Source organism: Sphingomonas zeae, from assembly GCF_014197135.1.
In the GTDB taxonomy this organism is placed as follows: domain Bacteria; phylum Pseudomonadota; class Alphaproteobacteria; order Sphingomonadales; family Sphingomonadaceae; genus Sphingomonas; species Sphingomonas zeae.
On the sequence record NZ_JACIFA010000001.1, the window covers coordinates 144,606 to 170,920 of the forward strand.

A 26,315-nucleotide genomic window follows, 5' to 3' on the forward strand; every position below is an offset into this window, starting at 1 on the left:
CGAATGCTGATGTCGAATACCGATCGCCCCGCGCGGCTTCTTTATATGGCCAACGGCTTTCGCGTCCTGTCGCCGGGCGACCATGTCGTCTGCGCCGTGACCGGGCGTCGTATCGCGCTGGAAGACCTGAAATATTGGAGTGCCGCCCGGCAGGAAGCCTATGCCGATGCGGAAGCGACGGCCAAGGTGCTCGCGCCGCAATGAAGGCTTGGGCCGGAGGGTTCGCGCTGCTGCTGGCCGGATGCGTCGCGCCTGCCGGGCCGGTGGCGCCACCGCCTACGGCACCGGAACCGCGCCTCGCCCCTGCGCCCGTCGCCATCCCCCTGGCCCCGTTTCGCTGGACAGGGCAGCTCAGTCAGGGCGGCCTGATCCATGGGCAGGCACCCACCGGCGCGGTGTCGGTCACGCTGAACGGAGAGGTCGTGGCGCTGGCCCCCGATGGGGCGTTCCTGGCCGGGTTTGACCGCGATGCGGGGCCGTCGGCGGAACTGGTCGCGACGCTTGACGATGGGCGGGAGGTGCGCCAGCCGCTGGCCATCGCGCCGCGCGCCTGGCGGATCGAGCGGCTGGACCGCTTGCCCAAATACCCCGTCCCCGATCCCGAGTTCCAGCAGCTGCGCCCCGCCGAGCTGCAGCAGATCCGTGCCGCCCGGGCGCTCGAGACGGACGCGAGCGGCTGGCGTCAGACACTGATATGGCCGGTGACGGGGCGCATTTCCGGTCTGTTCGGCGCGCAGCGCGTCTATCGCGGCGAGCCGGGCAGCTATCATTCGGGTACCGACGTCGCGGTCCCCACCGGCACCATCGTCCGCGCCCCGGCCGACGGCGTCGTCATCCTGGCGGCACAGCAGCCCTTCACGCTGGAGGGGCATCTGCTGATGCTCGACCACGGCCAGGGCCTGAACAGCGCCTTCCTGCACCTGTCACGCATCGACGTGCACGTCGGCGACCATGTCCGCCAGGGCCAGCCGATCGGCGCAGCCGGCGCCACCGGCCGCGCGACCGGCCCGCATCTCCACTGGAGCCTGCAATGGAAGGGACGCAAGCTCGACCCATTGCTGGTCACGGGGCCGATGCCGTGAGGCATTCGAAGGGTTAGCGGATGCGTTTCGTGAGGACCGAACGCTGGCCCGTGACTGACAGGCGGTAGCCGCCCATGGCGGCCTTCTGGAGCGTTACCCCCACCCCTGGCTTAGGGGGAAAGGGCAGTGCCTCCAATGTCTGCCACACTGATCCGTTGGCGAGCTGGATGTCAAAGCGGCCATAGGCTTTGGCTGGGGCAATCGCGATGATCTTGCTGGCGAGCTGACGCACCTCCGTGGCCTTGTCTGCGTCGCCGCCGCCGAACATCTCGCTGGTCGGGGTGCTCAGCCCAAAGTGCTGCTGCTTTCGCGCTACGACCGTCTTTCGATCCAGTATCAGAATGTCGCCGGATGCCCGTGCGCCTGCCAATGCTTCCGCTGCATGATCATAGCAGCGTAACCGTGCTGCATCGCCATGAACCTGACGGCAGGCGGTGATCTCATCAATCGACTTTGGGCGATCCTCCACACGCTGCGCTGCGGCAGCCGAAGGCACCCAAGCCGCAAGAATAATCAGGAGTTTCATCAGCTTCGGTTTCCTTTGTACGTTCCTGGTGAGCGCGAGGAAATTATGATGCGCAATATGTGACGGTTATGTCACAGCTCCGATAAACATGAATTTTCCGACATGATATAGACTGCTTTGGGTTTGCAACCGCGGCTAACCCCTTTGTAATAAAATGGCAGCACTCGGATATTTTCGGGTCAAAAACGTCAGGTCACAAGGCCGGCAAAAGGGGTTAAGTCCATGAAAACAAATGCTCGCGTACGCCTGCTGGCGTCCACGTTGCTGATGGGAGCCGGCGTTTTCGCCGCCCCCGGTCAGGCGCAGGTCATTGCGCAGGATCAGGCTGTCGAACAGACGAACAGCGACGGCACGCCTGTTACTACCGAATCTAGCCAAGGCGACATCGTCGTCACCGGCACGCTGATCCGCAACCCCAACCTGGTCTCATCGAGCCCGGTGGCGGTGGTGGGCCGCGAGGAACTGACGCTGCGTCAGACCAACACCGCCGAAGAAGTGCTGCGTCAGCTGCCCGGAGCAGTGCCGAGCATCGGTACCGCCGTCAACAACGGCAATGGTGGCGCGTCGTTCGTCAATCTGCGCAACCTGGGTTCGAACCGCAACCTCGTCCTCATCGACGGAAAGCGCATCGCGACGGCGGGTCTGGGCGGTCAGACCGACCTCAACAATATCCCTCTCGCGTTGCTCGAGCGCATGGACGTCCTGACCGGCGGTGCGTCGACCTCCTACGGCGCCGACGCCGTGTCGGGGGTCGTCAACTTCGTCACCCGTTCGGACTTCTCGGGCGTCGATGCCTCGGCCAGCCAGCAGATCTCGCAGCGCGGTGACGGCAACTATTTCCGTGCCGACCTGACCCTCGGCGCGAATTTCGATGATGGTCGCGGTAACGCGGTGTTCAGCGTCGGTTACCAGGAAGCCGACCCCATCTATCAGGGCGACCGCCCCTATGCGTCGAGCACTATCAGCTCCACCACCGGCCGCGCCGCTGGCGGCTCGCCGACCTCGGTTCCGACTTCACTCGCGATCGCGGGGCAGTCCGGCCTGTTGCAGGTGAACCCGAGCAGCAACCTGCTGGTGACGCCGTACCAGGACTTCAACTTCAGTCCGTACAACATCTTCTTCACGCCGTTTAAGCGCTACAACATGTACGGCGCGGCACATTATGACGTGTCGGACACCGTCACCGTCTATACGCGCGGTTTGTTCTCAAAGAACCGGGTGTCAACCATCATCGCCCCGTCGGGCATCTTTGGTGAGGCGCTGACCGTCCCTGGCAACAACCCGTATCTGCCCGCTGGCATCCGCGATCAGCTTTGCACCGCGGCCGGAATCGCGCTGGGCACGACCTGCAACACCAGTGCCGCCATCCCGATGCCCGAAGTCTATCGTCGGACGGTCGAACTGGGGCCGCGCGTCAGCGAATTTGAAACGACCCTGTTCGACTATACAGCGGGCGTTCGCCTGAACCTGACCAAGTCGATGAGCTTAGATGTCTATGGTGCCTATGGCGAGAGCCAGAACACCCAGACCCAGTCAGGCTACGTGCTGCGCTCGCGCGTGCAGCAGGCGCTGAATGCGGACAACACCACGACCTGCGCGGTGACGACCAATGGCTGCGTCCCCTTGAACCTGTTCGGCCAGGCAGGCAGCATCTCGCCTCAGCAGGCGGCGTTCCTGAACGGCCAGAGCACGATCACCACCAAGACTCAGCTGTCCCAGGTTCACGCGCTGCTGAGCGGTGATTTCGGCTTTGCGTCGCCCGCTGCGAGCACGCCGGTCAGCTTCGCTGCCGGTGCAGAGTATCGCGATTATGGCGCGCAACGCATTCCCGACGCCTATGCGCTGGTTCCCGGCGAACTGGGCGGCGCGGGCGGCGCGGTCCTGCCCGTCAATGGCGGCTTCAACGTCACCGAATTCTTCGGCGAAGTGATCGCGCCGTTGGTCGAGGATAAGCCGTTCTTCCGCAGCCTGACCGTCGAAGGCGGCATCCGCCAGTCGCGTTACAAGATCGACGCCACCGGCAACCCCAGCTTTAATGCCACCACCTGGAAAGCGGGCGGCAGCTGGGAGCCGATTGCCGACCTCAAGCTGCGTGGTAACTATCAACGCGCGGTTCGGGCACCCAACATCTCGGAACTGTTCGATCCGGTGTCGACCTATCTGGTCAACCTGACGGTCGATCCGTGCGCGGGCACCGCACCGACGGCCAACGCCAACCTCCGCGCGATCTGTCTGGCGCAAGGAGCTCCGGCGGCGGTGATCGGAACGATCCAGAGCCCGGCCTCGGGGCAGCCCAACGCCACCGGCGGCGGCAACCCGAACATCCGTCCGGAAGTCGCCGATACCTTCACCGTAGGCGCGATCCTGACCCCGCGCACGCTGGTCGAGGGGCTGACGATCAGCGTCGATTACTTCAACATCAAGATCAATCAGGCAATCACCGCCGCAACCCCGGCGGACATCCTCTCCGCTTGCTTCGGTAACATCACTGCGGCCTCGGCCACGTCGACGGCCTGCACCAGCATACGCCGCAGCACCACGACGGGCCGTCTCAGCGGTTCGTCGGCGACGGTTGCGGGTCTACCACAGCCGCTGACCAACCTGGGTCGAATCGCGACCGACGGCATCGATCTGGGTGTCGACTATCGCCGTGATCTGGGCTTCGCGAAGCTGAACCTGAACTTCCAGGGTACCTGGACGAACAGCAACACCTTCCAGGCCTCGCCGAGCTCGGTCGTCCGCGAGTGCGTCGGCTATTACAGCGCCAATTGCCTGACCATCCAGCCGAAGTTCGCCTGGAACCAGCGCACCACGCTGAGCTTCGGTGATGTCGATCTGTCGCTGCTGTGGCGTCACATCGATACCGTCCGTTATGAGCCGGGCCTAACCCCACTCTTCTCGGGCGTGATCACCGGCACCACGCCGATCGCGGGCCAGAACTGGAACTTCAACCGGATCAAGGCCTACAACTATCTCGACCTGGGTGCGCGCATCCGCGCCACCGAGAATTTCGAGTTGTCGCTGCTGGTCACCAACCTGCTCGACAAGCAGCCGCCGATCGTCGGTTCGAATGCGGGCTCTACCTCGTACAACAGCGGCAACACCTATCCGTCGACCTATGACGCGGTGGGTCGTGGCTTCCGTGTACAGGGCCGCGTTCACTTCTAAGGAACTGTTCTCGATCGCAATCGCCAAGGGAAAGGGCGGTCCGCAAGGGCCGCCCTTTTTTTGGGGAATGCGTTGATCACGCTGATGCTCAACGGTCAAACCCGGCGGGCGGCGCTTGTAACCATGCCGTTTCCACCCGCATAATGGAGCATGACCCAACCGCTTCCTACCTCCGCCATGTCGTTGCTCCAGCAGGCCCAGGCCGCGCAGGCGAGGGGCGACGGGCCGGGGTCGCGTCGCTTGCTGGAACAGGCGCTGGCGCAAGCGGCCGACCATCCAATCATATGTAACGCGATGGGCATGAGCCTGTTGCCGAATGATCCGGCGGCAGCGGCCGGCTGGTTCGAACGGGCGATCCGCGGTGACGCCGATGCCTCGCCCCTGTGGATGAACCTGGCGACCGCCCGACGCGATCAGGGCGACAGGGAGGGAGAACGTGCGGCCTTGCTGCAAGTTCTTCATCGCGATCAGCGGCATGTCATGGCGAATGTCCGCATGGCCGAATGGCACGACCGTGCCGGGGAAGAGTCGCAGGCGCAGTTCCGCTGGCATGGCGTCGCGACCGTGCTGCAGTCCTTGCCCGAGCGTTCGTCAGGGCTCGAACAGTTGCTGGCCCATGCACAGGCGAGGGTGGCTGCGCGTGCGCAGGTGCTAGGCGATCAGCTCGACGCGGCTCTGGCACCGGATTGGGGGGATGTGCCCGCTCACCGGCGGCGGCGGTTCGATCGCTGTGTGGATGCGCTACTCGGGCGGCGGGCCATTTATCACAATGCGTGCCATGGTGTGCATTTCCCCTTCCTGCCTGCCGACGAATTCTTCGATCCTGCCCATTTTCCCTGGTTCGACGAACTGGAGGCGGCCACTCCTATGATCCGCGCCGAGTTGGAGGCCCTACTCGCGCGTCCCGACAGCGGTTTTGCGCCCTATGTCGCGATGGAGGCCGGAACACCGGAGAACAAATGGACTGCGCTCGACCATTCGGAGGCGTGGAGCGCGCGCTATCTATGGCGCTATGGTGCGCGCGATGTCGACATGGCGGCGTCCTGCCCGCAGACGATGGCGCTGCTCGATCGGCTGCCGCTGGCGCATATTTCGGGTAAGGGTCCAACCGCATTTTTTTCGGTGTTGAAACCTGGTACGCGGTTGCCCGCGCATACCGGGGTCAGCAACGTGCGCGCGATTGTCCATTTGCCGTTGATTGTACCACAGGATTGCGGCTTTCGCGTTGGGGGCGAGACGCGCAGCTGGGTTGAGGGAAAGGCCTTCGCCTTTGACGACACGATCGAGCACGAGGCGTGGAACGACAGCACGGCATTACGGGCAGTCCTGATCTTCGACATTTGGAACCCCCATCTCCATCCCGAGGAGCAGGCGATGCTGCAAAGTCTGTTCGTCGCATTGGGCAGGATCGAGGGCGCAAAATCGTTGGGCGAGGTTGCGGAATAGCATGACCTGAGCCCGCTGCTGGCCTGGCCCAGGCCGCGGATCGGTGACAAGCGCCATCTGAGCCGCCCGACCGCGGCTGCCCGTCGCCGTTCGGCAGCTCAGCCGCGATTCGCGGGTCCTGCATCGCCAATGATCCGCGCTTCGTCTGGCCGTCAGACGAAGCGCGACCTGAAGCTTTCACTTCGCTAACATTCGATTGCATGATTTGCAGCAGCTATCATGCCATGTCGTTGCGTGAACGTGAAGCTGCGATCGCCACACTCTATGACGCTGATCGCATTTTCGTATTTTCAAGGAAAACTGGGTCAGCCCTTGTGTCATTTATGCGACAGGTTTCGGCCCTTGATCGCTGAGTGCTTTTTCCTGTCTTTACAATGACCTTCCATCCCATCCATCAAGCAGCATTCAGTAAGACATTGATTTTGTCGGTTCCTGCTGGCGCGTGTCGTCCGAGCCCAAAAGGGCGGATAAGAAGAGAAGGGGTAGATACCATGACCAATTCGTGGATGGGGCCGCGTAAGCTGGGCCTGTTGGCCACCGTTGCGCCGCTGTCGATGCTGTTCGCCGCGCCCGCGCTGGCGCAGAGCGTGCCCGCCGCCAATCAGAATGCCGAGGCCAACGCCCAGGTCGCCCAGGGCGCCGAACAGGCGGACGCGGGTACGGGCGGCGACATCGTCGTCACCGGCTCGATCATCCGGGGTGCCGATGTCGGCCCGTCGCCGGTGTCGACCATCACCGCAGAGAATCTGGACGTGCGCGGCATCAACACGGTGCAGGCGGGCATTCAGGCGCTGGCGTCGAACAACGGCCCGGCGCTGACCAACTCGTTCACGGCCAATGGCGCGTTTGCGAGCGGTGCGTCGTCGGTGTCGCTGCGCGGCCTGTCGACCAACTCGACGCTCGTGCTGTTCGACGGCCTGCGTGCCGCTTATTATCCGCTGTCCGACGACGGCACGCGCAACTTCGTCGACCTGAACACCATCCCCGACGACATTGTCGACCGGGTCGAGGTGCTGCGCGACGGCGCCTCGTCCAGCTATGGCGCCGACGCGATCGCGGGCGTGGTCAACATCATTACCAAGCGTTCGGTGAAGGGCGTGATGGGCCGCGCCGAAGCAGGCATCTCGCAGCGCGGCTACAATGCCAATCAGCGCGTCTCGCTGACCGCCGGCACCGGCGACCTCGATGAGCAGGGCTATAACGCCTATATCAGCGGCTTCTACTATCGCGCCGAGGGCGTCCGCGCGAGCCAGCTGCCCGGGCCGTTCAACTCGAGCGACGAGCGGGGTATCTGCTCCAACCGCACCGGCACTTTGGTCTGCGGCCCGAACGGAATCGCCAACGGGCTGGATCAGAACAACCAGTATACCAACGGCTTTGCGATCGGCACGCCGAACTTCTACGTGCGCCCCGCCGACGCGACCAACACGACCGCGCTCGGTCGCTATCAGCTGCTGAACCCGGCGGCGGGCTGCCTGACCGGTACGCCGTACAATCCGACCGCCGCCGAACTGGCGCTGCCCGCCAACGCCACCGCACCGGGCACCGTCTGCCAGGTCGACAATCAGCGTCTGTACGGCAACATCACGCCCGATATCGAGCGTGTCGGCGGATCGGCGCGCTTCACCGCCAAGATCGGTGACACGTCGGAAGCCTATCTGCAGGTCAATTTCCAGCAGGCGACGACCAGCTATACCGGCACGCCGACGGTGATCCGCGCCAATGCGCCCGCGGGCATCCTGTTCCCGCAATTCTCGACCTCGCAGAACCCGACGCCCGCGATCGATCCGAACTCGGGTATCCTCGCGCTGCCGGTCTATGTCTGTCCGCGCACGACGGTCGGCGCATGCACCGCGACCAACGGGACGCTGAACCCGAACAACCCGTTCGCTGCCGCCGGTCAGGTCGCGCGTCTGGTCGGGGCGCTGCCGAACAGCTTCGAATCGACCCGCACCCGCAGCCGCGTCTATCGCGCTGCCTTCGGGATCAACGGCACGATCTTCGACGATGTCGACTACCGCTTCGACGCGACGGCGATGCACACCGATCTGCGTCTGGAGCAGAACGGCTATGTCTACATCCAGCACCTGCTCGACGTCATCAAGGACGGCAGCTACAACTTCGTCAATCCGGGCCTGAACAGCCAGGCGACGCTGAACTATCTGACGCCCTCCAACATCACCAACGACAGCTCGGACCTGCTGCAGGCGCAGTTCACCCTGGGCAAGGCGATCATGACGCTGCCGGGCGGCGACCTGCGCGTCGCGGTCGGCGGCTCGATCTTTTACGAAGCGATCGACGCGCCCAGCGCCAATTCGGACGAGAACGGCCCGACCCAGCGCTATTTCCGCCTGAACGCCTTCGGCACCAGTGGCAACCGCACTGTCTCGTCGGCCTTTTACGAGGTCAACGCGCCGGTCGTCGATCAGCTGACGCTCAACGCCTCGGGGCGCTACGACCATTATTCGAGCGGCCAGAGCGCCTTCTCGCCCAAATTCGGCGCGATCTTCCGGCCGATCCGTCAGGTTGCCCTGCGCGGCACCTATTCGCGCGGCTTCCGCATCCCCTCGTTCGGCGAGGCGAATGCACTGCCGACCACGGGCTACGTGACGCAGCAGCTGAGCAGCATCCCGGCGGAGTTCCTGCGCCAGTACAGCATCAATCCGGGCGCCAGCCAGATCTGCTCGGCGGCGACCCCGCAATTCTGCTCGGCCTATATCTCCAATTATTCGATCGGGCAGACCACGCTGGCGTCGCAGAATCTGGAGCCTGAAAAGTCGCGCAGCTTCACCGCCGGGATCAAGGTCGATCCGGTGCGCGGCCTGTCGCTGACCGTCGACTACTTTAACATCCGCAAGACCGGGGCGATCACCACCCCCGACCTGTCGCCCGCCATCGCCGCTTATTATGCGGGCGGCGCGATCCCGACCGGGTTCGAGGTCATCCCGGATGCGGTCGACGTCAACAACCCGACCGCCACGCCAAAGATCGCCTTCGTCCGCTCGCAACTGATCAATGCCCAGACGATCAAGTCCGAGGGCATCGATTTCGGGATCAACGGCTTCTACGACTTCGGCTCGTTCCGCTGGAACACCAATCTGAACGCCAGCCTGATCCTGGAACTGAGCACCACGGTCGACGGCGTTCGTCAGACCTATGTCGACACGCTGGGCAACTTTAATCTGACCGCCGGTTCGGGCACGTTCGAGTGGAAGGGCAACTGGGTCAACACCTTCGACTTCGGCGACTTCGCGCTGACGGGGACGGTCAACTACACCTCGGGCTATGACCTGTCGGCCATGGACCAGGGCGATGCCTACAAGGACTGCGGTCAGGCCCCGGCCTATTTCGGTTGCCGCGTGAAGAGCTACATCACCGCGGATGCGAACGCGTCGTTCAAGGTCAACGACAAGTTCACCTTCTATGTGAATGTGCTGAACGTGTTCAACCGCCTGCCTCCGATCGATCCCGTCACCTATGGCGCGTATCTCTACAACGCGGTGCAGGGCGGCGACGGTATCTTCGGTCGCCAGTTCCGCGCGGGCGCCAAGTTCAACTTTTAACCCCAGGGTTCGCCTCGGCGATCCCTACTTCGGGGCGGCTCCTTCGGGAGTCGCCCCTTTTTCATATTGGTCGCCGTCATTGGCGATATGCTGCTATAAATATGCAATACACCAATGATCAGGATTTAGGCATAACGGTAACTTGCTTGCATAATTTTGAAACATACAAGGGGTCAAAGAAGCTTTAACTGTGACTTTCATGCAAATGTCCGGGCTAAAACTGGATAATATATCAAATAGCATTTGAACGAAATGTCATGTCCCTGACATAAATCAGTCGCTCCTCTTTGAGGGGTGTGGCTGGGCCGGAACGGCCTGCAAAGGGGGATTGACAGTGACGCAAGGGGCATTTTTCCCAAAGACCATGCTGCGCCGCAGTGGCGCGTTGCACGCCTTGGCGATGCTGAGCGCGAGTGTCGGAGCGATTGCGCTGGCCGCTCCGGCAGCGGCGCAGGACTATACACAGGTCAATGCGACAGGCCGCGTTCAGGGCACGGATGGCCGACCGATCACGGGGGCGACGGTAACAGTCACGTCCAACGCCCAAGGCTTTTCGCGCACCGCGACGACGACGGCGGATGGCAGTTTTCGTATCCCGGCTTTGCCTCAGGGCAGCTATACTTTCAGCATCAGCGCTGAGGGGTTCCAGACGTTCACCGATGCCACGGTGGTCCTGACCCAGGGCAATGCCGCGAACCAGTTCGCGCTTTCGCCAGAAGGCGAGGCGACCGGCGACGTCGTCGTCACCGCCGGGCGTATCCGCGTTTCGGATTTTGATCGCAACACGGTCGGTGCGGTTATCCCGATCGGTGAGATGGCCGCACGCGTGCCGGTGTTGCGTGATCTGACGTCGGTCGTTTTGCTGGCGCCGGGCACGGCGGCCGGAGACACGGCTTTCGGCAATCTTCCCGCGGTTTCGGGTTCGTCGGTTTCCGAAAATGTGTTCTTCGTTAATGGTTTGAATATTACCGAACTGCGCAAAGGTCTGGGCTCGGTCACGGTACCTTTCGAATTCTACGATACGATCGAAACGAAGACCGGCGCGATTTCTGCCGAATTCGGACGCTTCTCGGGTGCGTTCGTCAATGCGACGACGAAGTCGGGCGGCAACGAATTCCATGGCGGTATGTTGTTCAACTATGAGCCGAACGCCCTGCGCGAAACCCGTCCTAATACACTTTATGATTATAATCGTGCTGACTACCGGGACTCCAAGCAGGTCAACATCTATTTGTCCGGGCCGATCATCAAGGACCACCTTTTCTTCTATGGCCTGTACCAGTCCAATGATACCCGCACAGGTGACACCTATCTGAACGGCAATGCGAACACGGTCATTCCTGTCTTCAACTCGAGCGGAGTGCAAACCGGAACGCAGACGATCGTGCCGTTCAGCACGGGTAATGTGCGGACGACGACGCGCACCACTTCGCCGTTTTTCGGTGGCAAGATCGACGCGGTCATTATTGACGGTCAGCGTCTGGAATTCACTTATTTCAATACCAAACAGCGGCGGTACGACGATAACTACGGGATCGTCGACGCCAATGGCGGCACCTATGACAGCCGAACCGATCCGGCCGGGCCGTTCACGGGACCTTATCTGGCGTCTTCGGTCATCCTGTCGGGCGGTGAAAATTACGTCGCCCGCTACACCGGCCAGTTCACCAACTGGTTCACCCTGTCGGCCGCCTATGGCAAGAACAAGAACCGGGATATCACGACCCCATCCAATACCACGCTGCCGTCGATATCGGACTCCAGTGGCCAGTTTACCCCGGCTCTGATCGGCAATCCGGCCAATGTCATTACCGAAAACTCCGACACCCGTACTTTCTATCGTGCGGATGCCGACCTGTTCGTCAACGTGCTGGGCAGCCACCATTTCCGCGGCGGCTATGATCGAGAGGAGCTGACCAGCGTCGCCATCACCCGTTATACGGGCGGTGTGGGTTGGACCTATCAGTTCTCCGGCGCAAGCGGGACCGATTATGCGCCGCCCAACACGCTGTACGTCTCCGGTCGTACCTTTGTGAACGGCGGCACGTTCAATACCCTGAATGAAGCTTATTATCTTCAGGATAGCTGGAACCTGTTCCAGGATCGACTGAGCTTCAATCTCGGCGTTCGCAACGATCGATTCAGCAATAAGAACGTGGCGAATGAAACCTACTACAAGTCCGGCAACCAATGGGCTCCGCGCCTAAGTTTCGCGTTCGATCCGATCGGCGATCGCCGCACCAAGATTTACGGCTTCTATGGTCGTTATTATCTGCCGGTGCCGACCAACACCAACATTCGTCTGGCTGGTGCCGAACTTGACTATACGCGCTATTTCCGGGTTGCGGGCGTCGGTGCGAACAACGTGCCTATCCTGGGGTCGCCGCTCAACTTCGCCACCGCCCAGCCTTGCCCGGACACACAGGTACGCAATTGCGAACTCATCTCCGACGGTAATCCGACGCCGACGGTGGCAACGGTCGCCAAAGACTTGAAGCCGCAATCGCGAGACGAATTCATTCTTGGCTATGAGCAGCGGCTCGGTGACCGGTGGAAGATCGGTGCGTTCGGCACCTATCGCAAGCTGAACGAATCGCTGGAGGATGCGGCCATCGACGCCGCCGTCCTCAACTATTGCCAGCAACAGAATGTCGCGGGCTGCGATTCGATCTGGACGGGCTTCCATCAATATGTGCTGGTCAACCCGGGTTCGGCCGCACGCATCACCCTGTCCGATCCGATCAATGGGGAAACCACTCTGCGCACGGTGGACTTCACCGCCGCCCAGCTCGGTTATCCCAAGGCCAAGAGCGAGTATAAGGCGGTCACGCTGACCGTCGAACGCGAGTTCGATGGCGTCTGGAGCCTGAACGCCAACTACACCTATGCCAAGAACATCGGTAATATCGAAGGCGGCATCCGTTCGGACAATGGCCAGAGCGATTCCGGCCTGACGACCGCGTTCGACCAGCCGGGGTTGACGCTAGGGACCTATGGCTATCTGCCGACGGATATTCGCCACAACCTGAAGATCTACGGCTCCTACAAGATCGCCGACTGGTTCACGCTGGGTGCCAATGTCATCGCCCAGTCGCCCCGCCATTATGGTTGTATCGGTCGCGTGCCGAGCCGTATCGATCGCTTCGCGGGTGCGTATGGCGCAGCGGGCTTCTTCTGCAACGTGGTCAATGGTCAGATCGTCACCGATCCCGCCGCAGGGTCCGGCACGCCGTCGCAGAGCAATCTGCGCCTGACGCCGCGCGGTTCGGTATTTGCCGGGGATTGGTTGACCCAGACCAACCTGACCATGGCGTTCACCCTGCCTGCCGAATTGTACAAGGCCACACTCCGCGTCGACGTGTTCAACGTTTTCGCCGAAAAGGCGCGGATCAAATTCCAGGAAAACGGGACGCAGGGCAATGGTAACCCGCGTGGCGACTATCGCTACCCGGTTTCCTACCAGGCCCCGCGCTTCATCCGGATGCAGCTCGGCTTCGATTTCTAACCCCAAGGTTCGCCTCGGCGAGCCCCACTGGGGGCGGTTCCTTCGGGAGCCGCCCCCTTTTTCGTCTGTACTTACCCCACCGTCAGCGCCAGTTTCCCGTCGCCCTCGTCGACGGTGACGGTTGCGCCGTCCTTGACGTTGCCGCGCAGGATTTCCTCGGCCAGCGGGTCCTGGAGGTGGCGTTGCACCGCGCGGCGGAGCGGCCTTGCGCCATAGACCGGGTCGTAACCCACCCGGCCCAGCCATTCGCGCGCGGCATCGGTCAGGTGCAGCGTGATCTTGCGATCCGCCAGCAGCTTGGCAACGCGGCCGACCTGGATGTCGACGATCGGACCCATATGGCTCTGGCCCAGCCGGTGGAACAGGATGATCTCGTCCAGCCGGTTGAGGAATTCGGGGCGGAAATGGCCGCGCACGATCTCCATCACCTGCGGCTCGACGCTCTCGACGCTCTGCCCGTCCTCGACGCTCGCCAGATACTGGCTGCCCAGGTTTGAGGTGAGGATGATCAGCGTGTTCGAAAAATCGACCGTCCGGCCCTGGCCATCGGTCAGGCGGCCGTCGTCCAGCACCTGGAGCAGCACGTTGAATACGTCGCCATGCGCCTTCTCCACCTCGTCGAACAGCACGACCTGATAGGGCCTGCGCCGCACCGCCTCGGTCAGGACGCCGCCTTCCTCATAGCCGACATAGCCGGGAGGCGCGCCGATCAGTCGCGCGACGCTGTGCTTCTCCATGAATTCGCTCATGTCGATGCGCACCATCGCCGACGGATCGTCGAACAGGAATTCGGCGAGCGCCTTGGTCAACTCGGTCTTGCCGACGCCCGTTGGCCCGAGGAACAGGAACGATCCGAGCGGCCGGTTGGGGTCCTGTAGCCCGGCACGCGCGCGGCGCACGGCGGTGGAGACGGCGCGAACCGCATCCTCCTGGCCGATGACGCGCTTGCCCAGCACCTCTTCCATGCGGAGCAGCTTCTCACGCTCGCCCTGGAGCATCCGGTCAACCGGCACCCCGGTCCAGCGGCTGACCACGCCCGCGATATCGTCGGCGGTGACTTCCTCGCGCAGCATCGCGCCCTCGGTCGCGGACTGCGCCTCGGCCAACTGCTTCTCCAGTTGCGGGATGCGGCCATAGGACAGCTCGCCTGCCTTGGCGAGGTCGCCCGCGCGCTGCGCCTGGTCGAGTTCGATGCGCGCCTGGTCGAGCTGTTCCTTGAGCTTGGCTTCGCCAGCGATCTTGTCCTTCTCGGCCTGCCAGCGCTGGGTCAGCGCGGCCGACTGTTCCTCCAGATTGGCGAGTTCGCCCTCCAGATGCTCGAGCCGGTCGATGCTGGCGGCGTCGCTTTCGCGGCGCAGGCCCTCGCGCTCGATCTTCAGGCGCAGGATGCGGCGGTCGAGCGTCTCGATCTCCTCGGGCTTGGACTCCACCTCCATGCGGATGCGGCTGGCGGCTTCGTCCATCAGGTCGATCGCCTTGTCGGGCAGGAAGCGGTCGGTGATGTAGCGGTTAGACAAGGTCGCCGCCGCCACCAGCGCGCCGTCGGTGATGCGGACGCCGTGATGGAGTTCGTACTTTTCCTTGAGGCCCCGAAGGATCGAGATGGTGTCCTCGACCGTGGGTTCGCCGACGAAGACCGGCTGGAACCGCCGCTGGAGCGCCGGGTCCTTCTCGACGTACTTGCGATACTCGTCGAGCGTGGTCGCACCGACGCAGTGCAACTCACCGCGCGCCAAGGCGGGCTTCAAAAGGTTGGAAGCGTCCATCGCCCCGTCGCCTTTCCCGGCACCGATCAGCGTGTGCATCTCGTCGATGAACAGGATGATGTCGCCCTCGGCGGCCTTTACCTCGTCGAGCACGCCCTTCAGCCGCTCCTCGAACTCGCCGCGATATTTCGCACCGGCGATGAGGGCACCCATGTCGAGCGCCATCAGCTTGCGGTCCTTGAGCGTGTCCGGCACGTCGCCATTGGCAATGCGCAGCGCCAGGCCTTCGGCGATCGCGGTCTTGCCGACGCCGGGTTCACCGATCAGCGCCGGATTGTTCTTGGTCCGGCGCGCAAGGATCTGGATGGTGCGGCGGATTTCCTCGTCGCGGCCGATTACGGGGTCGAGCTTGCCGTCGCGAGCCACCTGAGTCAGGTCGCGGGCGAATTTCTTGAGCGCGTCATAGCGATCCTCCGCCCCCGCCGTGTCGGCGGTGCGGCCCTGACGCAATTGCTCGATCGCGCCGTTCAGCGCCTGGGCATGGACGCCACCCGCCGCCAGCGCCTTGCCTGCCGCCGTGGTCGAGGCGAGCGCGAGTGCAAGCAGCAGCCGCTCGACGGTGACGAAGCTGTCGCCCGCCTTTTGCGCGACCTGTTCGGCCTGATCGAGCACACGGACCAGATCGTTGTCGAGGCCGGGCGAGGTCTGCGCGCCCGAGCCGGAAACGGCGGGAATCCTGGCCAGCGCGGTATCGGTCTCGCGCTCCACCCGCTTGGCGTCGCCGCCTGCCGCCTGGATGAGGCCAGCGGCCATGCCCTGATCGTCCTCGATCAGCGCCTTCAAGAGATGTTCAGGGGCAATACGCTGATGGCTGTTGCGGATCGCCACGGTCTGCGCGGCCTGCAAAAAGCCTTTGGCGCGGTCGGTGAATTTTTCGAGGTTCATCTGGTCTTCCTGTCGCTTTCCAGGTCAGATGGTGTTGTATTTTGGCAACACAAGGGGTGGGCGGAATTTCCGTTGCGCACAAGATGGGATGGCCGTTTCGATAACGAAAGGGTCTGGCCGCATGGCCTCGAAATTCCCTTTGTCCCCATGGATTGCGGTCCGCTGCGCGGGCGCTATGCTCGGGCCATACACCGAGCGGGGAGAGTCAAAGAAATGCGTATCAAGTCCGTGGCGCTGACCGGCGCCGCTGCCCTTGCGTTCGTCGTGCCGGGACAGGTCGTGCTGGCCCAGGCGGTTGCCAAGGCCGCACCGGCCTCCCGGCCAGCGCCCGTCTCGGCGCTCGTGAAGGCGGTCGACATTCCCTACCAGACCTTCACGCTGAAGAACGGTCTGCGCGTCGTCGTCCATACCGACCGCAAGGCCCCGGTCGTCGCGGTCAGCGTATGGTATGACGTCGGGTCGAAGCACGAGCCCAAGGGCAAGACGGGCTTTGCCCATCTGTTCGAGCATCTGATGTTCAACGGCTCGGAAAACGCCCCGGGCGATTTCTTCGCGCCGCTCAAGTCGGTGGGTGCGACCGACTATAACGGCACCACCTATTTCGACCGGACCAATTATTTCGAGACGGTGCCCACCGCCGCGCTCGACCGTGCGCTGTTCCTGGAATCGGATCGCATGGGCTATCTGCTGGGCGCGGTGACGCAGGGCGTGCTCGACGAGCAGCGCGGCGTCGTCCAAAACGAGAAGCGCCAGGGCGACAACCAGCCCTATGGCCTGACCCAGTATAAGGTGCTGAGCGGCCTGTTCCCCGAGGGGCATCCCTATGCCCATTCGACCATCGGTTCGATGGCCGACCTGGACCAGGCCTCGCTGGAGACGGTGAAGGACTGGTTCCGTGAGCATTACGGCCCGAACAACGCGGTGCTGGTGCTCGCGGGCGATATCGACGTCGCCACCGCCAAGCCCTTGGTCGAGAAGTATTTCGGCGAGATCAAGCCGGGGCCGAAGAGCGTCCTGCCGACCGTCGCCATCCCGACGCTGCCCGCCCCCGTCAACGAGGAGATGAAGGACCGCGTCGCCGCCGTCATGATCAGCCGCAACTGGGCGGTGCCGGGGCTGAACGATCCCGAAAGCGCCCCGCTGGTCGTGGCGGGGTCGATCCTGGGTGGGCTCGCCTCGTCGCGGCTCGACAATATCCTGGTGAAGCAGGAAAAACTGGCGGTGCAGGTGTCGGCGAGCGACCGTCCCTTCGCGCAGGTCGGCATGTTCAACATGATGGCGATCGTCCGCCCCGGCGTCGACCCGGCGTTGGTCAACAAGCGGATGGGCGAGATCCTGGCCGACTTCCTGAAGAACGGTCCGACCGCCGACGAAGTGCAGCGCGCCGTGACCCGTTTCGTGTCGGGTCGCGTCCAGGGCCTGGAATCGGTCGGCGGCTTCGGCGGCAAGGCGGTCGCGCTCGCCGAGGGCGCGCTCTACTCGAACGATCCGGGCAAGTATAAGAAGCAGTTGGAGGCGATCGCCGCGCAGACGCCCGCCACCGTCAAGGCGGCGGCGGACAAGTGGCTGTCGCGCCCGGCCTATACGCTGACCGTCGTACCGGGTGCGCGCGACGCCTATGAAGAGGCCAAGGTGCCGCCGCGCGCCGATGTGCCTGCCGCGCCCGACCAGCCCGCCAAGGGGACGCGTGGAGCTCTGCCCGACGTGGGCCAGGTGAAGCCGCTGAGCTTCCCGGCGGTCCAGCGCAGCCGTCTGGCCAACGGTATCGAGCTGATCTACGCGCAGCGCACTGCGGTGCCGGTGACGCAGATTGCGACTTCGTTCGACGCCGGTATCGCCGCCGATGTACCGGGCAAGCTGGGCACGCAGCGCATGGTGCAGTCGATGCTCGACGAGGGCACGACCCACCGCAACACCATCGCGATCGCCGAGGAGCAGGAGCGGTTGGGCGCCTCGATCGGGTCGAGCGCAACGAACGACCGCACCGTGGTCGGCCTCGATGTGCCCAGCATCAACCTGGCCCCCGCGCTCGACCTTTATGCCGATATCCTTCGCAACCCGGCCTTCCCCGATCCCGAACTGGCGCGAGTGAAGGCGCAGACGCTGTCGAGCATCAAGCAGGAACTCACCAGTCCGCAGGGATTGGCGGGCCGAGTCCTGCCGCCGCTGGTCTATGGTCCGACCAGCCCCTATGCCAAGGCGCAAGGGGCGGGCGATCCGGCTGCGGTGGCGGCGATGACCCGCGACCAGCTGATCGCGTTCCAACAGGCCTGGCTGCGTCCCGACAAGGCGAAGATCTTCGTCACCTCGGATCGTCCGCTGGCCGAGGTGAAGGCCGCGCTCGACCGTGTGTTCGGCGACTGGAAGGGCACCGGAGCGGCGGGTGTGAAGAGCTTCGCCGCGGGCCAGCCGTCGGCGCCGAAGATCGTCTTGGTCAATCGCCCGGACAGCCCGCAGTCGATGATTCTGGCGGGCGCCCCGACATCACTGAAGGGGACCGACGATCTGCTGGTTCAGAACACCGCCAATGATGCGCTGGGCGGCAGCTTCCTCAGCCGGATCAACACCGACATCCGCGAGAACAAGCACTGGTCCTATGGCGTGCGGGGCGGGTTCCAGACGTCGGAATTCGCCGCGCCCTATGTCATCTCGGCGCCGGTTCAGGCGGACAAGACCGGCCCGTCGATCGACGCGCTGCGCACCGACGTCACTGAATTTCTGAACACCAAGCCGATGGATCAGGTCGAGTTCGATCGCGCGATCACCGGCGCGATCCGTTCGCTGTCGGGCAATTTCGAAACGTCCGGCGCGGTCCTGCAGGCGATGCAGACCAACGATCTGTTCCGCCGTCCGGACAATTATTATGCCACGATCACGCAGCGTTATCAGGCGATGACGCTGCCCGAGCTGAACAAGTCGATCGGGGCGGCGTTGAACCCCAAGAGCTTTGTCTGGGTGGTGGTCGGCGATGCCAAGGCGGTGAAGCCGCAGCTCGACACGCTGGGCCTGCCCGTCGAGGTGATCGAGCCGTCGGCGATCGTCGCAACTGCCCCGGCGGCACAATAAGGGAGAGTGAAGATGGCGGATATTGACGGGACCTGGAACTGCATCGTCAAGTCGCCGCTGGGCGACCAGGAAATGACGCTGACGGTCACGACCGAGGGCGACCGCTTCACCGGCTCGGGCGGCGGCCAGATGGGCGCGATGGAAATCGAGGGCGACGTCTCGGGCAACACGATCAGCTGGAAGATGTCGATCAGCTCGCCGATGCCGATGACGCTGGACTGCGAAGCGACCGCCGATGGCGACACGCTGACCGGCGCAGTGGGCGCGGGAGCCTTCGGCAGCTTCCCGCTGTCGGGGACACGCGCGGGGTGATTTCCGCGTCTTGAGTTGGGGAAGGGCGGTGCGTCGGAGGACGGCCGCCCTTTTTCGTTGGCAAGGGGGCAAGGGATGAATCCGACCGCATAACCTATTCAAATCCCGCCAAACCCCGCTACCCTGCCGCCCGGAAAACCAAAAAAGGGGATAGGCATGATCGACCGGCGGCATTTTCTGGGGGGCTCGGCCGCACTCGCCGTCGCGGCGGGCAGCGAGGGCGTGGTTGCCCAGAATACCCCTTCCACCCAGCTGACCACGCTGTTCGACACGTTGGTCCAGGAACAGCTCCGCCGCAGCCCGGAAGGTGCGACCAATCTCGGCCTCGACACCGGCGCCAATGCCGATCTGCGCAGCCAACTCTCCGACCAATCACCCAACGGAATCGCGGCCGCCAAGGCCGCGACCAAGGCCGACCTGGCCCGGCTGGAGGCGATCGACCCCGCCAGTCTCTCGGCCGAGGAGCGCATCGATCTGGAATCGGTCCTCTACACCCGCCGCTCGGCACAGGCCGTGCAGGCGTTCGATTTCGGTGGCTATTCCTACGGTCCCAGCCCCTATGTCGTGTCGCAGCTGTCGGGCGCGTACCAGTCGGTTCCCGACTTCCTCGACACCAAGCACAAGGTCGCGACTGCCGGGGACGCCGATGCCTATCTGATGCGCTTGCGCGCCTTTGCCCGCCAGATCGATGCGCAGACCGACCGGATGCGCCATGACGCCGGACAGGGCGTGGTGCCGCCCGGCTTCATCCTCGACCTCGCGCTCGAACAGATGGGCAAGACGCGCCAGCCCGCCGCGCAGGCGCTGGTCGTTCAATCGCTCGCGCGGCGGACGGCGGAGAAGGGTTTGGGCGACCGCTATGCCGCACAGGCCGTCAAGATCTACGATGCCGAAGTCCTGCCCGCGCTCGATCGCCAGATCGCCTATGCCAGGGCGTTGCGGACCAAGGCCACCCATGACGCGGGCATATGGAAATTGCGTGAGGGCGCGGCCTATTATCCCGTCGCGCTTAAGGCCAATACGACGACCAGCTTCTCACCCGACGAAGTACACCGCTTCGGCCGTGACCAGGCGGCGATGCTGTCCGCGCGGCTCGACGCGTTGTTGAAGAAGCAGGGCTACACCAAGGGTACGGTCGGCCAGCGTATGGCCGCGCTCTACAAGAACCCGGACCAGCTCTATCCCAACACCGATGAGGGCAAGCGCGCCGCCATCGCCTATTGCAACGCCCGGCTCGACGCGATCCGCACCCGCCTGCCGCAGGTGTTCGAACGTATCCCGCCTTATGGTTTTGAGGTGCGCCGCGTGCCGCCCCAGACCGAGGCAGGCGCGGCGGCGGCCTTTGCGCAGGGGCCTGCCATCGATGGATCGCGGCCGGGGCTCGTCTATTTCAACCTGAAGGACAGTGCCGACTGGCCCAAATTCTGTCTGGCGACGACCGTCTATCACGAAGGGCTGCCGGGGCATCAGATGGAGGGCGGCCTCGCGCTGTCCAACACGCGCCTGCCGCTGATCCGCAAGATCAACGGTTTCTCCGGCTATGGCGAGGGCTGGGCGCTCTATGCCGAGCAGTTGGCGGACGAGATTGGCATGTATGACGACGATCCGCTGGGACAGTTGGGTTATCTCAAATTCCTGCTGTTCCGCGCCAATCGCTGCGTCGTCGATACCGGGCTGCACCATCTGCGCTGGACCCGCGAACAGGCGATCCGCCACTTCGTCGAGGCCGAGGGCGAGGCGGAAGGCTTCGCCACGCGCGAGGTGGAGCGCTACTGCGTCAATCCCGGTCAGGCGGCGAGCTATAAGCTTGGCCATTCGGTGTTCGTCGACATTCGCGATTCCGCCAAGAAGCGACAAGGCGACCGGTTCGACTTGAAGGCGTTCCACACCGCCGTCCTGCGCCACGGCCGCGTACCGCTCGACGTGCTGCGCCGGATCGGAGAGGACTGGGCGCGGGCTTGACCTGAATCAGCATCGCGGTGATCCTCGCCAGCGGGAGAACATCGCGATGCATGGGAGCGTTTCGGTCCGGCAGGACAGGGGGCGGCGACGGGCAGCCATTTTTGCGACGATGGCCGTCCATGCCGCGTTCGTGGCGCTGCTGCTCGGGGGCGCGCCAAGCCACCGGCTGACCGATGATTCCCAACCGCCCAGATTGTTGCTGTTTGACGTGCCGCCCCCACCCGAGCCGCCGCCCGTCCCGGTGCCGCCGCCGCCGGTCACGCCCGCCCCGGTCAAGCGCGAAGCGATGGCCATTCGCCCGACCGCCGGGGGTGGCTCACCACGTCCGGTGCGCGAACGCCCAGCGGAACAAGCGGCCCCGAACGCCGTCTCGCCCGCGCGGTTCGATACGGTCGATCTGCCCGCCCCGGCGGCGGATATCAGCGCCGAGCTGCCGCTACGGGCCGGAACCGCGATCTCCGACGGGGTTGGAACAGGCATCGCCAGCGGACGGGGCACAGGCGGGGAAGGGGATGGCACCGGCAACGGGCGAGGAGCTGGCGATGGTCCGGGACAGGGGCGGCTACGCTTTGCGCTGGCCGAATGGATCGAAAAGCCACGCCAGGCCCTGATTGACGAGGCTTTCCCCCGCATGGCCCGACATGGCAGTGTCAGCGGCGTGGCGGTGCTACTCTGCGTCGTGCCGACACCGGGCAAGCCCAAAAGCTGTACGGTCGCGGCGGAACGGCCCAAGGGGCGTGGCTTCGGCGCGGCGGCGCTGGGGCTCTACCCCCAATTCCGCATTCGGCCGGTGATGAAAGGCAATGAGGTCATTCAGGCCCAGGTGCTGGTGCCCGTGACCTTTGCCGTTCGCCGATAGAGGTCAGCGCACCACCCGCGTGATATGCCCCATCTTGCGCCCCGGCCGCGCTTCGCCCTTGCCGTAGAGGTGCAGATGCGCGCCCTTTTCGTTGAGCGCGATCTCCCAGGCGTCGTCGCCGATCAGGTTTTCCATCGCCACCCGCGTGCCGGTCAGCGACGTATCGCCCAGCGGCAGGCCGCAGATCGCGCGGATATGATTTTCGAACTGCGAGGTTTCGGCGCCCTCGATCGTCCAGTGGCCCGAATTGTGGACGCGCGGGGCCATCTCGTTGAAGACGGGGCCGTTTTCGGTGGCGAAGAATTCGCAGGCCAGCACGCCGACATAACCCAGCTCCTTAGCGATGCGCAGCGCCAGCGCGGTCGCCTCCTCAGCCTGGGCGGCGATTTCGGGCGGCGCAGGCAGCGTCGAGGTGCGCAGGATCGCGTCGCGGTGGATATTATGCGGGGGGTCGTAGCGGACCGCCTGGCCGTCCAGCCCGCGCGCGATCAGGATCGAAAATTCGTGGCTGAAGTGGATGAACCCCTCCAGCACGGCAGGTCCCCCGATCGCCTCGAACGCAGCGGGAGCGTCAGCGATATCACGGATCAGCGCCTGGCCCTTGCCGTCATAGCCGAAGCGGGTGGTCTTCAGAATGGCGGGGCAGCCGATCCGATCCAGCGCGGCGGTCAGGTCGGCGGCGCAATTCACTTCGGCCCAGGGGGCGGGGCGACCGCCGACCTTCTCGACAAAGCTCTTCTCGGCGATCCGGTCCTGCGCGACGCGCAGCGCGGCGGGCGCGGGATGGACGGGCAGCCGCTCGGCCAGCCATTCGACCGGCGTGACGTCGACATTCTCGAACTCGTACGTCACCACGTCGCAGGCGGCGACGAAATCGGCCAGCACGACCTTGTTGTGATAGTCGGCGCGGGTCAGCGAGGAGGCGGTCTGCGCCGCCACGCTCTCTTCATCGGGGGCCAGCACCTGGGTACGATAGCCGAGCTGCGCGGCCGCCACCGCCAGCATCCGGCCCAGCTGGCCGCCGCCCAGGATTCCGATCGTCGCACCCGGCTTCAACATTGGCTTACCCCTGCGGATCGTTGGCGACGCTGTCGGTCTGGCGTTCCCGCCACGCCTTCAACCGCTCGGCAAGCCCCTCGTCGGACAGTGCCAGGATCGAGGCGGCGAGCAGGCCCGCATTGATCGCGCCCGCCTTGCCGATGGCAAGCGTGCCGACGGGAATGCCGCCGGGCATCTGGACGATCGAGAGCAGACTATCCATGCCCTTGAGCGCCTTGGACTCGACCGGCACGCCCAGCACGGGCAGATGCGTCATCGCGGCGGCCATGCCCGGCAGATGCGCGGCACCGCCCGCGCCCGCGATGATGACCTTGATCCCGCGATCGGCGGCTTGCGTGGCGTAATCATACAGACGCTGCGGCGTGCGGTGCGCAGAGACGACGCGGGTCTCATGCGCCACCCCCAGGACGTCGAGCGTCTCGGCGGCGTGCCGCATGGTTTCCCAGTCCGACGTGGACCCCATGATGATCCCGATCGAAATCATATCCGCAGTTCCGCCTTGCCCTTTGGCCCCGGTGCCGAGGGAAGCGCGTGACTAGCGGTACCCGGCGAGGGGGGCAAGTTTCCGTAAGCGTATGGGCGTGTCGTCATGGATTTTTGGTTCGCGCAGAGGCGCGGAGGACGCAGAGGGGCGTGGATTTGCCGCACTGACGATCCCGTTTCGACCGGGAGACGAAGCCGTTGCCTTACGACCATGGAGCGCTTTGGCTGGGCACAGCATCTCTGCGTCCTCTGCGCCTCTGCGCGAAGAGGAGGGAACGAGGTGCGGTATTTGCATGCGACCGCCCCCGTCTCCCGATCGCTTACCGTTCCGACAGATAGTATCGATCCGTCGGCGTCAGGTCGTCGGCCAGTTCATAGACGATCGGCTGGCCGGTCGGGATTTCCAGCCCCGTGATCTCGTCGTCCGGGATGTTCGACAGATGCTTGACGAGGGCGCGCAGCGAGTTGCCATGGGCCGAGATCAGCACGCGGTTGCCGTCACGCAGAGCCGGCGCGATACGCTCCTCCCAATAGGGCAGGACGCGCTCGATCGTGTCCTTCAGGCTCTCGGTCGAGGGCACGGGCACGCCCGCATAACGACGATCGCCCGACAGGTCGAACTCACCGCCCGCCTCGGCCGGGGGCGGGGGCACATCGAAGCTGCGGCGCCAGATCTTGACCTGCTCTTCGCCATGCTTGGCCGCGGTCTCCGCCTTGTCGAGCCCGGTCAGCCCGCCATAATGGCGCTCGTTCAGCCGCCAATGCTTCTCGGTCGGCAGCCAGAGACGGCCCATCACCTCAAGCGCGAGGTTCAGCGTCTTGATCGCGCGGGTCTGCAGGCTGGTGAAGGTCAGGTCGAAATCCAGCCCTTTTTCGGCCATCATCGCGCCCGCCGCACGCGCCTCGGCGGCGCCTTGCGCGGTGACGTCGACGTCCCACCAGCCGGTAAAGCGATTCTCCAGATTCCAGGCGGACTGGCCGTGGCGGATCAGGACGAGCTGGGGCATGGAAACTCCTTCAAGATGGTCAGACCCGCATAGAGAAGCAGGCGGACGGGGTCGAGGTCAGCCGCAGAAACGGCTTTGCGTCGAAGCGGGATTGGCCTTCAGCACGCGACCCATCCGTGTCGGCCGGTCGAGCAATTCGCCGCCGCAATCGGGGCAGATCTCGTCCAGTTCGTCGGCGCATTCGGCGCAGAAGGTTGTCTCCAGCGAGCAGATGAACGCGCCGCCCTGGCTCGGGGGAAGGTCCGCGCCGCAGCGCTCGCAATCGGGGCGCATCTCCAGCATCAGGCGGCCACCTCGCGCACCACGTCGCAGATGCGGTCGACCAGCGTCTCCACCTGGCGTTTGTCCTCGCCCTCGGCCATCACGCGGATGACCGGTTCGGTGCCGGAGGGGCGGATGACCAGGCGGCCGCGCCCGGCCAGCTCGGCCTCGGCGGCGGCGATGACCCCCTGCACCTTTTCATGCTCCAGCGGCTTGCCGCCCGCGAAGCGGACATTCTTGAGCAGCTGGGGCAGCGGGTCGAAGCGGTGCAGCACCTCGCTGGCGGGCGCGCCCGCACGCTTCAGCTCGGCCAGCACCTGGAGCGCAGCGACCAGGCCGTCGCCGGTGCGCGCATAGTCGGACAGGATGATGTGCCCCGACTGCTCGCCGCCGACATTGTAACCGCGCGTGCGCATCGCCTCCAGCACATGGCGGTCGCCGACCTTGGTGCGGACCAGGCCCAGCCCTTGCGCGGCGAGATGCCGCTCCAGCCCCAGATTGGACATGACCGTGGCGACGAGGCCGCCGCCCGCCAGCCGTCCCTCGCGGGCATAGCTGGTCGCGATCATCGCCATCAGCTGGTCGCCGTCGACGACCGCGCCGGTCTCGTCGACGATGATGAGGCGGTCGGCATCGCCGTCGAGCGCGATGCCGATATCCGCACCGCTCGCCACCACCGTCTCGGCCAGCGTCTGCGGCGCGGTCGAGCCGACGCCGTCATTGATATTGGTACCATTGGGGGTGACGCCGATCGCGACCACGTCCGCGCCCAGTTCCCACAAGGCGGCGGGTGCGACCTTGTAGGCCGCCCCATTCGCGCAGTCGATTACGACACGCAGGCCGTCCAGGCGCAGCGCCTGTGGAAAGGTCGACTTGGCGAAATGGATATAGCGACCGGCCGCGTCATCGACCCGGCGCGCGCGGCCGATCTTGCCCGAGGGGACCAGCGGCACCTGCTGTTCGATCAACGCCTCGATCGATTCCTCGGCCTCGTCGGACAGCTTATAGCCATCGGGGCCGAACAGCTTGATGCCGTTGTCGGCAAAGGGATTGTGGCTGGCCGAAATCATCACGCCGATGTCCGCGCGCATCGAGTGGGTCAGCATCGCGACCGCCGGGGTCGGCAGCGGCCCCAACATCACCACGTCCATGCCCACGCTGGTGAAGCCCGCGACCAGCGCCGATTCGAGCATATAGCCCGACAGCCGCGTGTCCTTGCCGATGACGACGCGGTGGCGGTGGTCGCCGCGCTGGAAATAGGCGCCCGCGGCCATGCCGACCTTCATCGCCATCTCGGCCGTCATGACCGCGCCGTTGGTCGCGCCGCGAATGCCATCGGTGCCGAAATATTTTCTTGCCATGCGG

At 64.5% G+C, this 26,315-nt stretch carries 17 protein-coding genes; 10 read left to right on the plus strand and 7 right to left on the minus strand.

Annotation, left to right across the window (positions count from 1 at the left end; all coding sequences use genetic code 11):
* Nucleotides 1-3 precede the first annotated feature (3 nt).
* Entirely contained in the window at nucleotides 4-204 is a 201-nt protein-coding gene (locus GGR45_RS00690) for a DUF2093 domain-containing protein (protein WP_175313378.1), read from the plus strand.
* On the plus strand, nucleotides 201-1,082 hold the full coding sequence (locus tag GGR45_RS00695) for a M23 family metallopeptidase (protein ID WP_175313380.1): 882 nt from the start codon (nucleotides 201-203) through the stop codon (nucleotides 1,080-1,082). The genes GGR45_RS00690 and GGR45_RS00695 overlap by 4 nt, the downstream gene beginning before the upstream one ends.
* Nucleotides 1,083-1,095: 13 nt before the next feature.
* Here GGR45_RS00695 and GGR45_RS00700 read toward each other — a convergent pair whose 3' ends face one another.
* Complete coding sequence (locus GGR45_RS00700; RefSeq protein WP_175313382.1) at nucleotides 1,096-1,608, minus strand: hypothetical protein; 513 nt, start codon at nucleotides 1,606-1,608, stop codon at nucleotides 1,096-1,098.
* A gap of 222 nt (nucleotides 1,609-1,830) precedes the next feature.
* Here GGR45_RS00700 and GGR45_RS00705 point away from each other — a divergent pair, with 222 nt between their 5' ends.
* The 4 genes from GGR45_RS00705 to GGR45_RS00720 all read left to right on the plus strand — a co-directional run bounded on the left by GGR45_RS00705 (nucleotide 1,831) and on the right by GGR45_RS00720 (nucleotide 13,290).
* Nucleotides 1,831-4,776 carry a TonB-dependent receptor domain-containing protein gene (locus tag GGR45_RS00705; protein ID WP_175313384.1) on the plus strand — a complete coding sequence of 982 codons (2,946 nt, stop codon included), beginning with the start codon at nucleotides 1,831-1,833 and terminating at the stop codon, nucleotides 4,774-4,776.
* Nucleotides 4,777-4,926: 150 nt separating this feature from the next.
* Entirely contained in the window at nucleotides 4,927-6,222 is a 1,296-nt protein-coding gene (locus tag GGR45_RS00710; RefSeq protein ID WP_246357971.1) for an aspartyl/asparaginyl beta-hydroxylase domain-containing protein, read from the plus strand.
* A 491-nt stretch (nucleotides 6,223-6,713) separates the two neighbouring features.
* Complete coding sequence (locus tag GGR45_RS00715; protein ID WP_175313386.1) at nucleotides 6,714-9,785, plus strand: TonB-dependent receptor domain-containing protein; 3,072 nt, start codon at nucleotides 6,714-6,716, stop codon at nucleotides 9,783-9,785.
* Between the two features lie 364 nt (nucleotides 9,786-10,149).
* Nucleotides 10,150-13,290 (plus strand): TonB-dependent receptor, encoded by a 3,141-nt coding sequence (locus tag GGR45_RS00720; protein ID WP_175313388.1) that lies wholly within the window; start codon nucleotides 10,150-10,152, stop codon nucleotides 13,288-13,290.
* 71 nt (nucleotides 13,291-13,361) lie between these two features.
* Here GGR45_RS00720 and clpB read toward each other — a convergent pair whose 3' ends face one another.
* Nucleotides 13,362-15,941, minus strand: coding sequence for an ATP-dependent chaperone ClpB (gene clpB / locus GGR45_RS00725; protein WP_175313390.1), 2,580 nt, complete (start codon nucleotides 15,939-15,941; stop codon nucleotides 13,362-13,364).
* A 213-nt stretch (nucleotides 15,942-16,154) separates the two neighbouring features.
* Between clpB and GGR45_RS00730 the strand changes: the two genes are divergently transcribed.
* The 4 genes from GGR45_RS00730 (at nucleotide 16,155) to GGR45_RS00745 (ending at nucleotide 22,140) form a co-directional block, all read left to right on the plus strand.
* On the plus strand, nucleotides 16,155-19,007 hold the full coding sequence (locus GGR45_RS00730) for a M16 family metallopeptidase (protein WP_175313391.1): 2,853 nt from the start codon (nucleotides 16,155-16,157) through the stop codon (nucleotides 19,005-19,007).
* Between the two features lie 12 nt (nucleotides 19,008-19,019).
* Entirely contained in the window at nucleotides 19,020-19,319 is a 300-nt protein-coding gene (locus GGR45_RS00735; protein ID WP_175313392.1) for a hypothetical protein, read from the plus strand.
* 156 nt (nucleotides 19,320-19,475) lie between these two features.
* Nucleotides 19,476-21,281 (plus strand): DUF885 domain-containing protein, encoded by a 1,806-nt coding sequence (locus tag GGR45_RS00740; RefSeq protein WP_175313393.1) that lies wholly within the window; start codon nucleotides 19,476-19,478, stop codon nucleotides 21,279-21,281.
* Nucleotides 21,282-21,327: 46 nt separating this feature from the next.
* Nucleotides 21,328-22,140 (plus strand): energy transducer TonB, encoded by an 813-nt coding sequence (locus GGR45_RS00745; protein WP_175313394.1) that lies wholly within the window; start codon nucleotides 21,328-21,330, stop codon nucleotides 22,138-22,140.
* 3 nt (nucleotides 22,141-22,143) lie between these two features.
* On the opposite strand, the gene GGR45_RS00750 is transcribed toward GGR45_RS00745, so the two are convergent.
* The 5 genes from GGR45_RS00750 to glmM form a co-directional block, all read right to left on the minus strand.
* Nucleotides 22,144-23,199, minus strand: a complete 1,056-nt coding sequence (locus GGR45_RS00750; protein ID WP_175313395.1) for a 5-(carboxyamino)imidazole ribonucleotide synthase — start codon at nucleotides 23,197-23,199, stop codon at nucleotides 22,144-22,146.
* Between the two features lie 4 nt (nucleotides 23,200-23,203).
* The gene (gene purE / locus GGR45_RS00755) at nucleotides 23,204-23,662 is read right to left on the minus strand and encodes a 5-(carboxyamino)imidazole ribonucleotide mutase (protein ID WP_246357972.1); all 459 of its coding nucleotides are present in this window, start codon (nucleotides 23,660-23,662) and stop codon (nucleotides 23,204-23,206) included.
* Between the two features lie 340 nt (nucleotides 23,663-24,002).
* A complete protein-coding gene (gpmA, locus tag GGR45_RS00760; protein ID WP_175313398.1) occupies nucleotides 24,003-24,689 on the minus strand; it encodes a 2,3-diphosphoglycerate-dependent phosphoglycerate mutase in 687 nt (228 codons plus the stop codon).
* A gap of 57 nt (nucleotides 24,690-24,746) precedes the next feature.
* A complete protein-coding gene (locus tag GGR45_RS00765) occupies nucleotides 24,747-24,971 on the minus strand; it encodes a DUF1272 domain-containing protein (RefSeq protein ID WP_175313399.1) in 225 nt (74 codons plus the stop codon).
* Nucleotides 24,971-26,311: a phosphoglucosamine mutase gene (glmM, locus tag GGR45_RS00770; protein WP_175313401.1), complete on the minus strand. Its 1,341-nt coding sequence runs from the start codon at nucleotides 26,309-26,311 to the stop codon at nucleotides 24,971-24,973. The genes GGR45_RS00765 and glmM overlap by 1 nt, the downstream gene beginning before the upstream one ends.
* Between the last annotated feature and the right edge of the window lie 4 nt (nucleotides 26,312-26,315).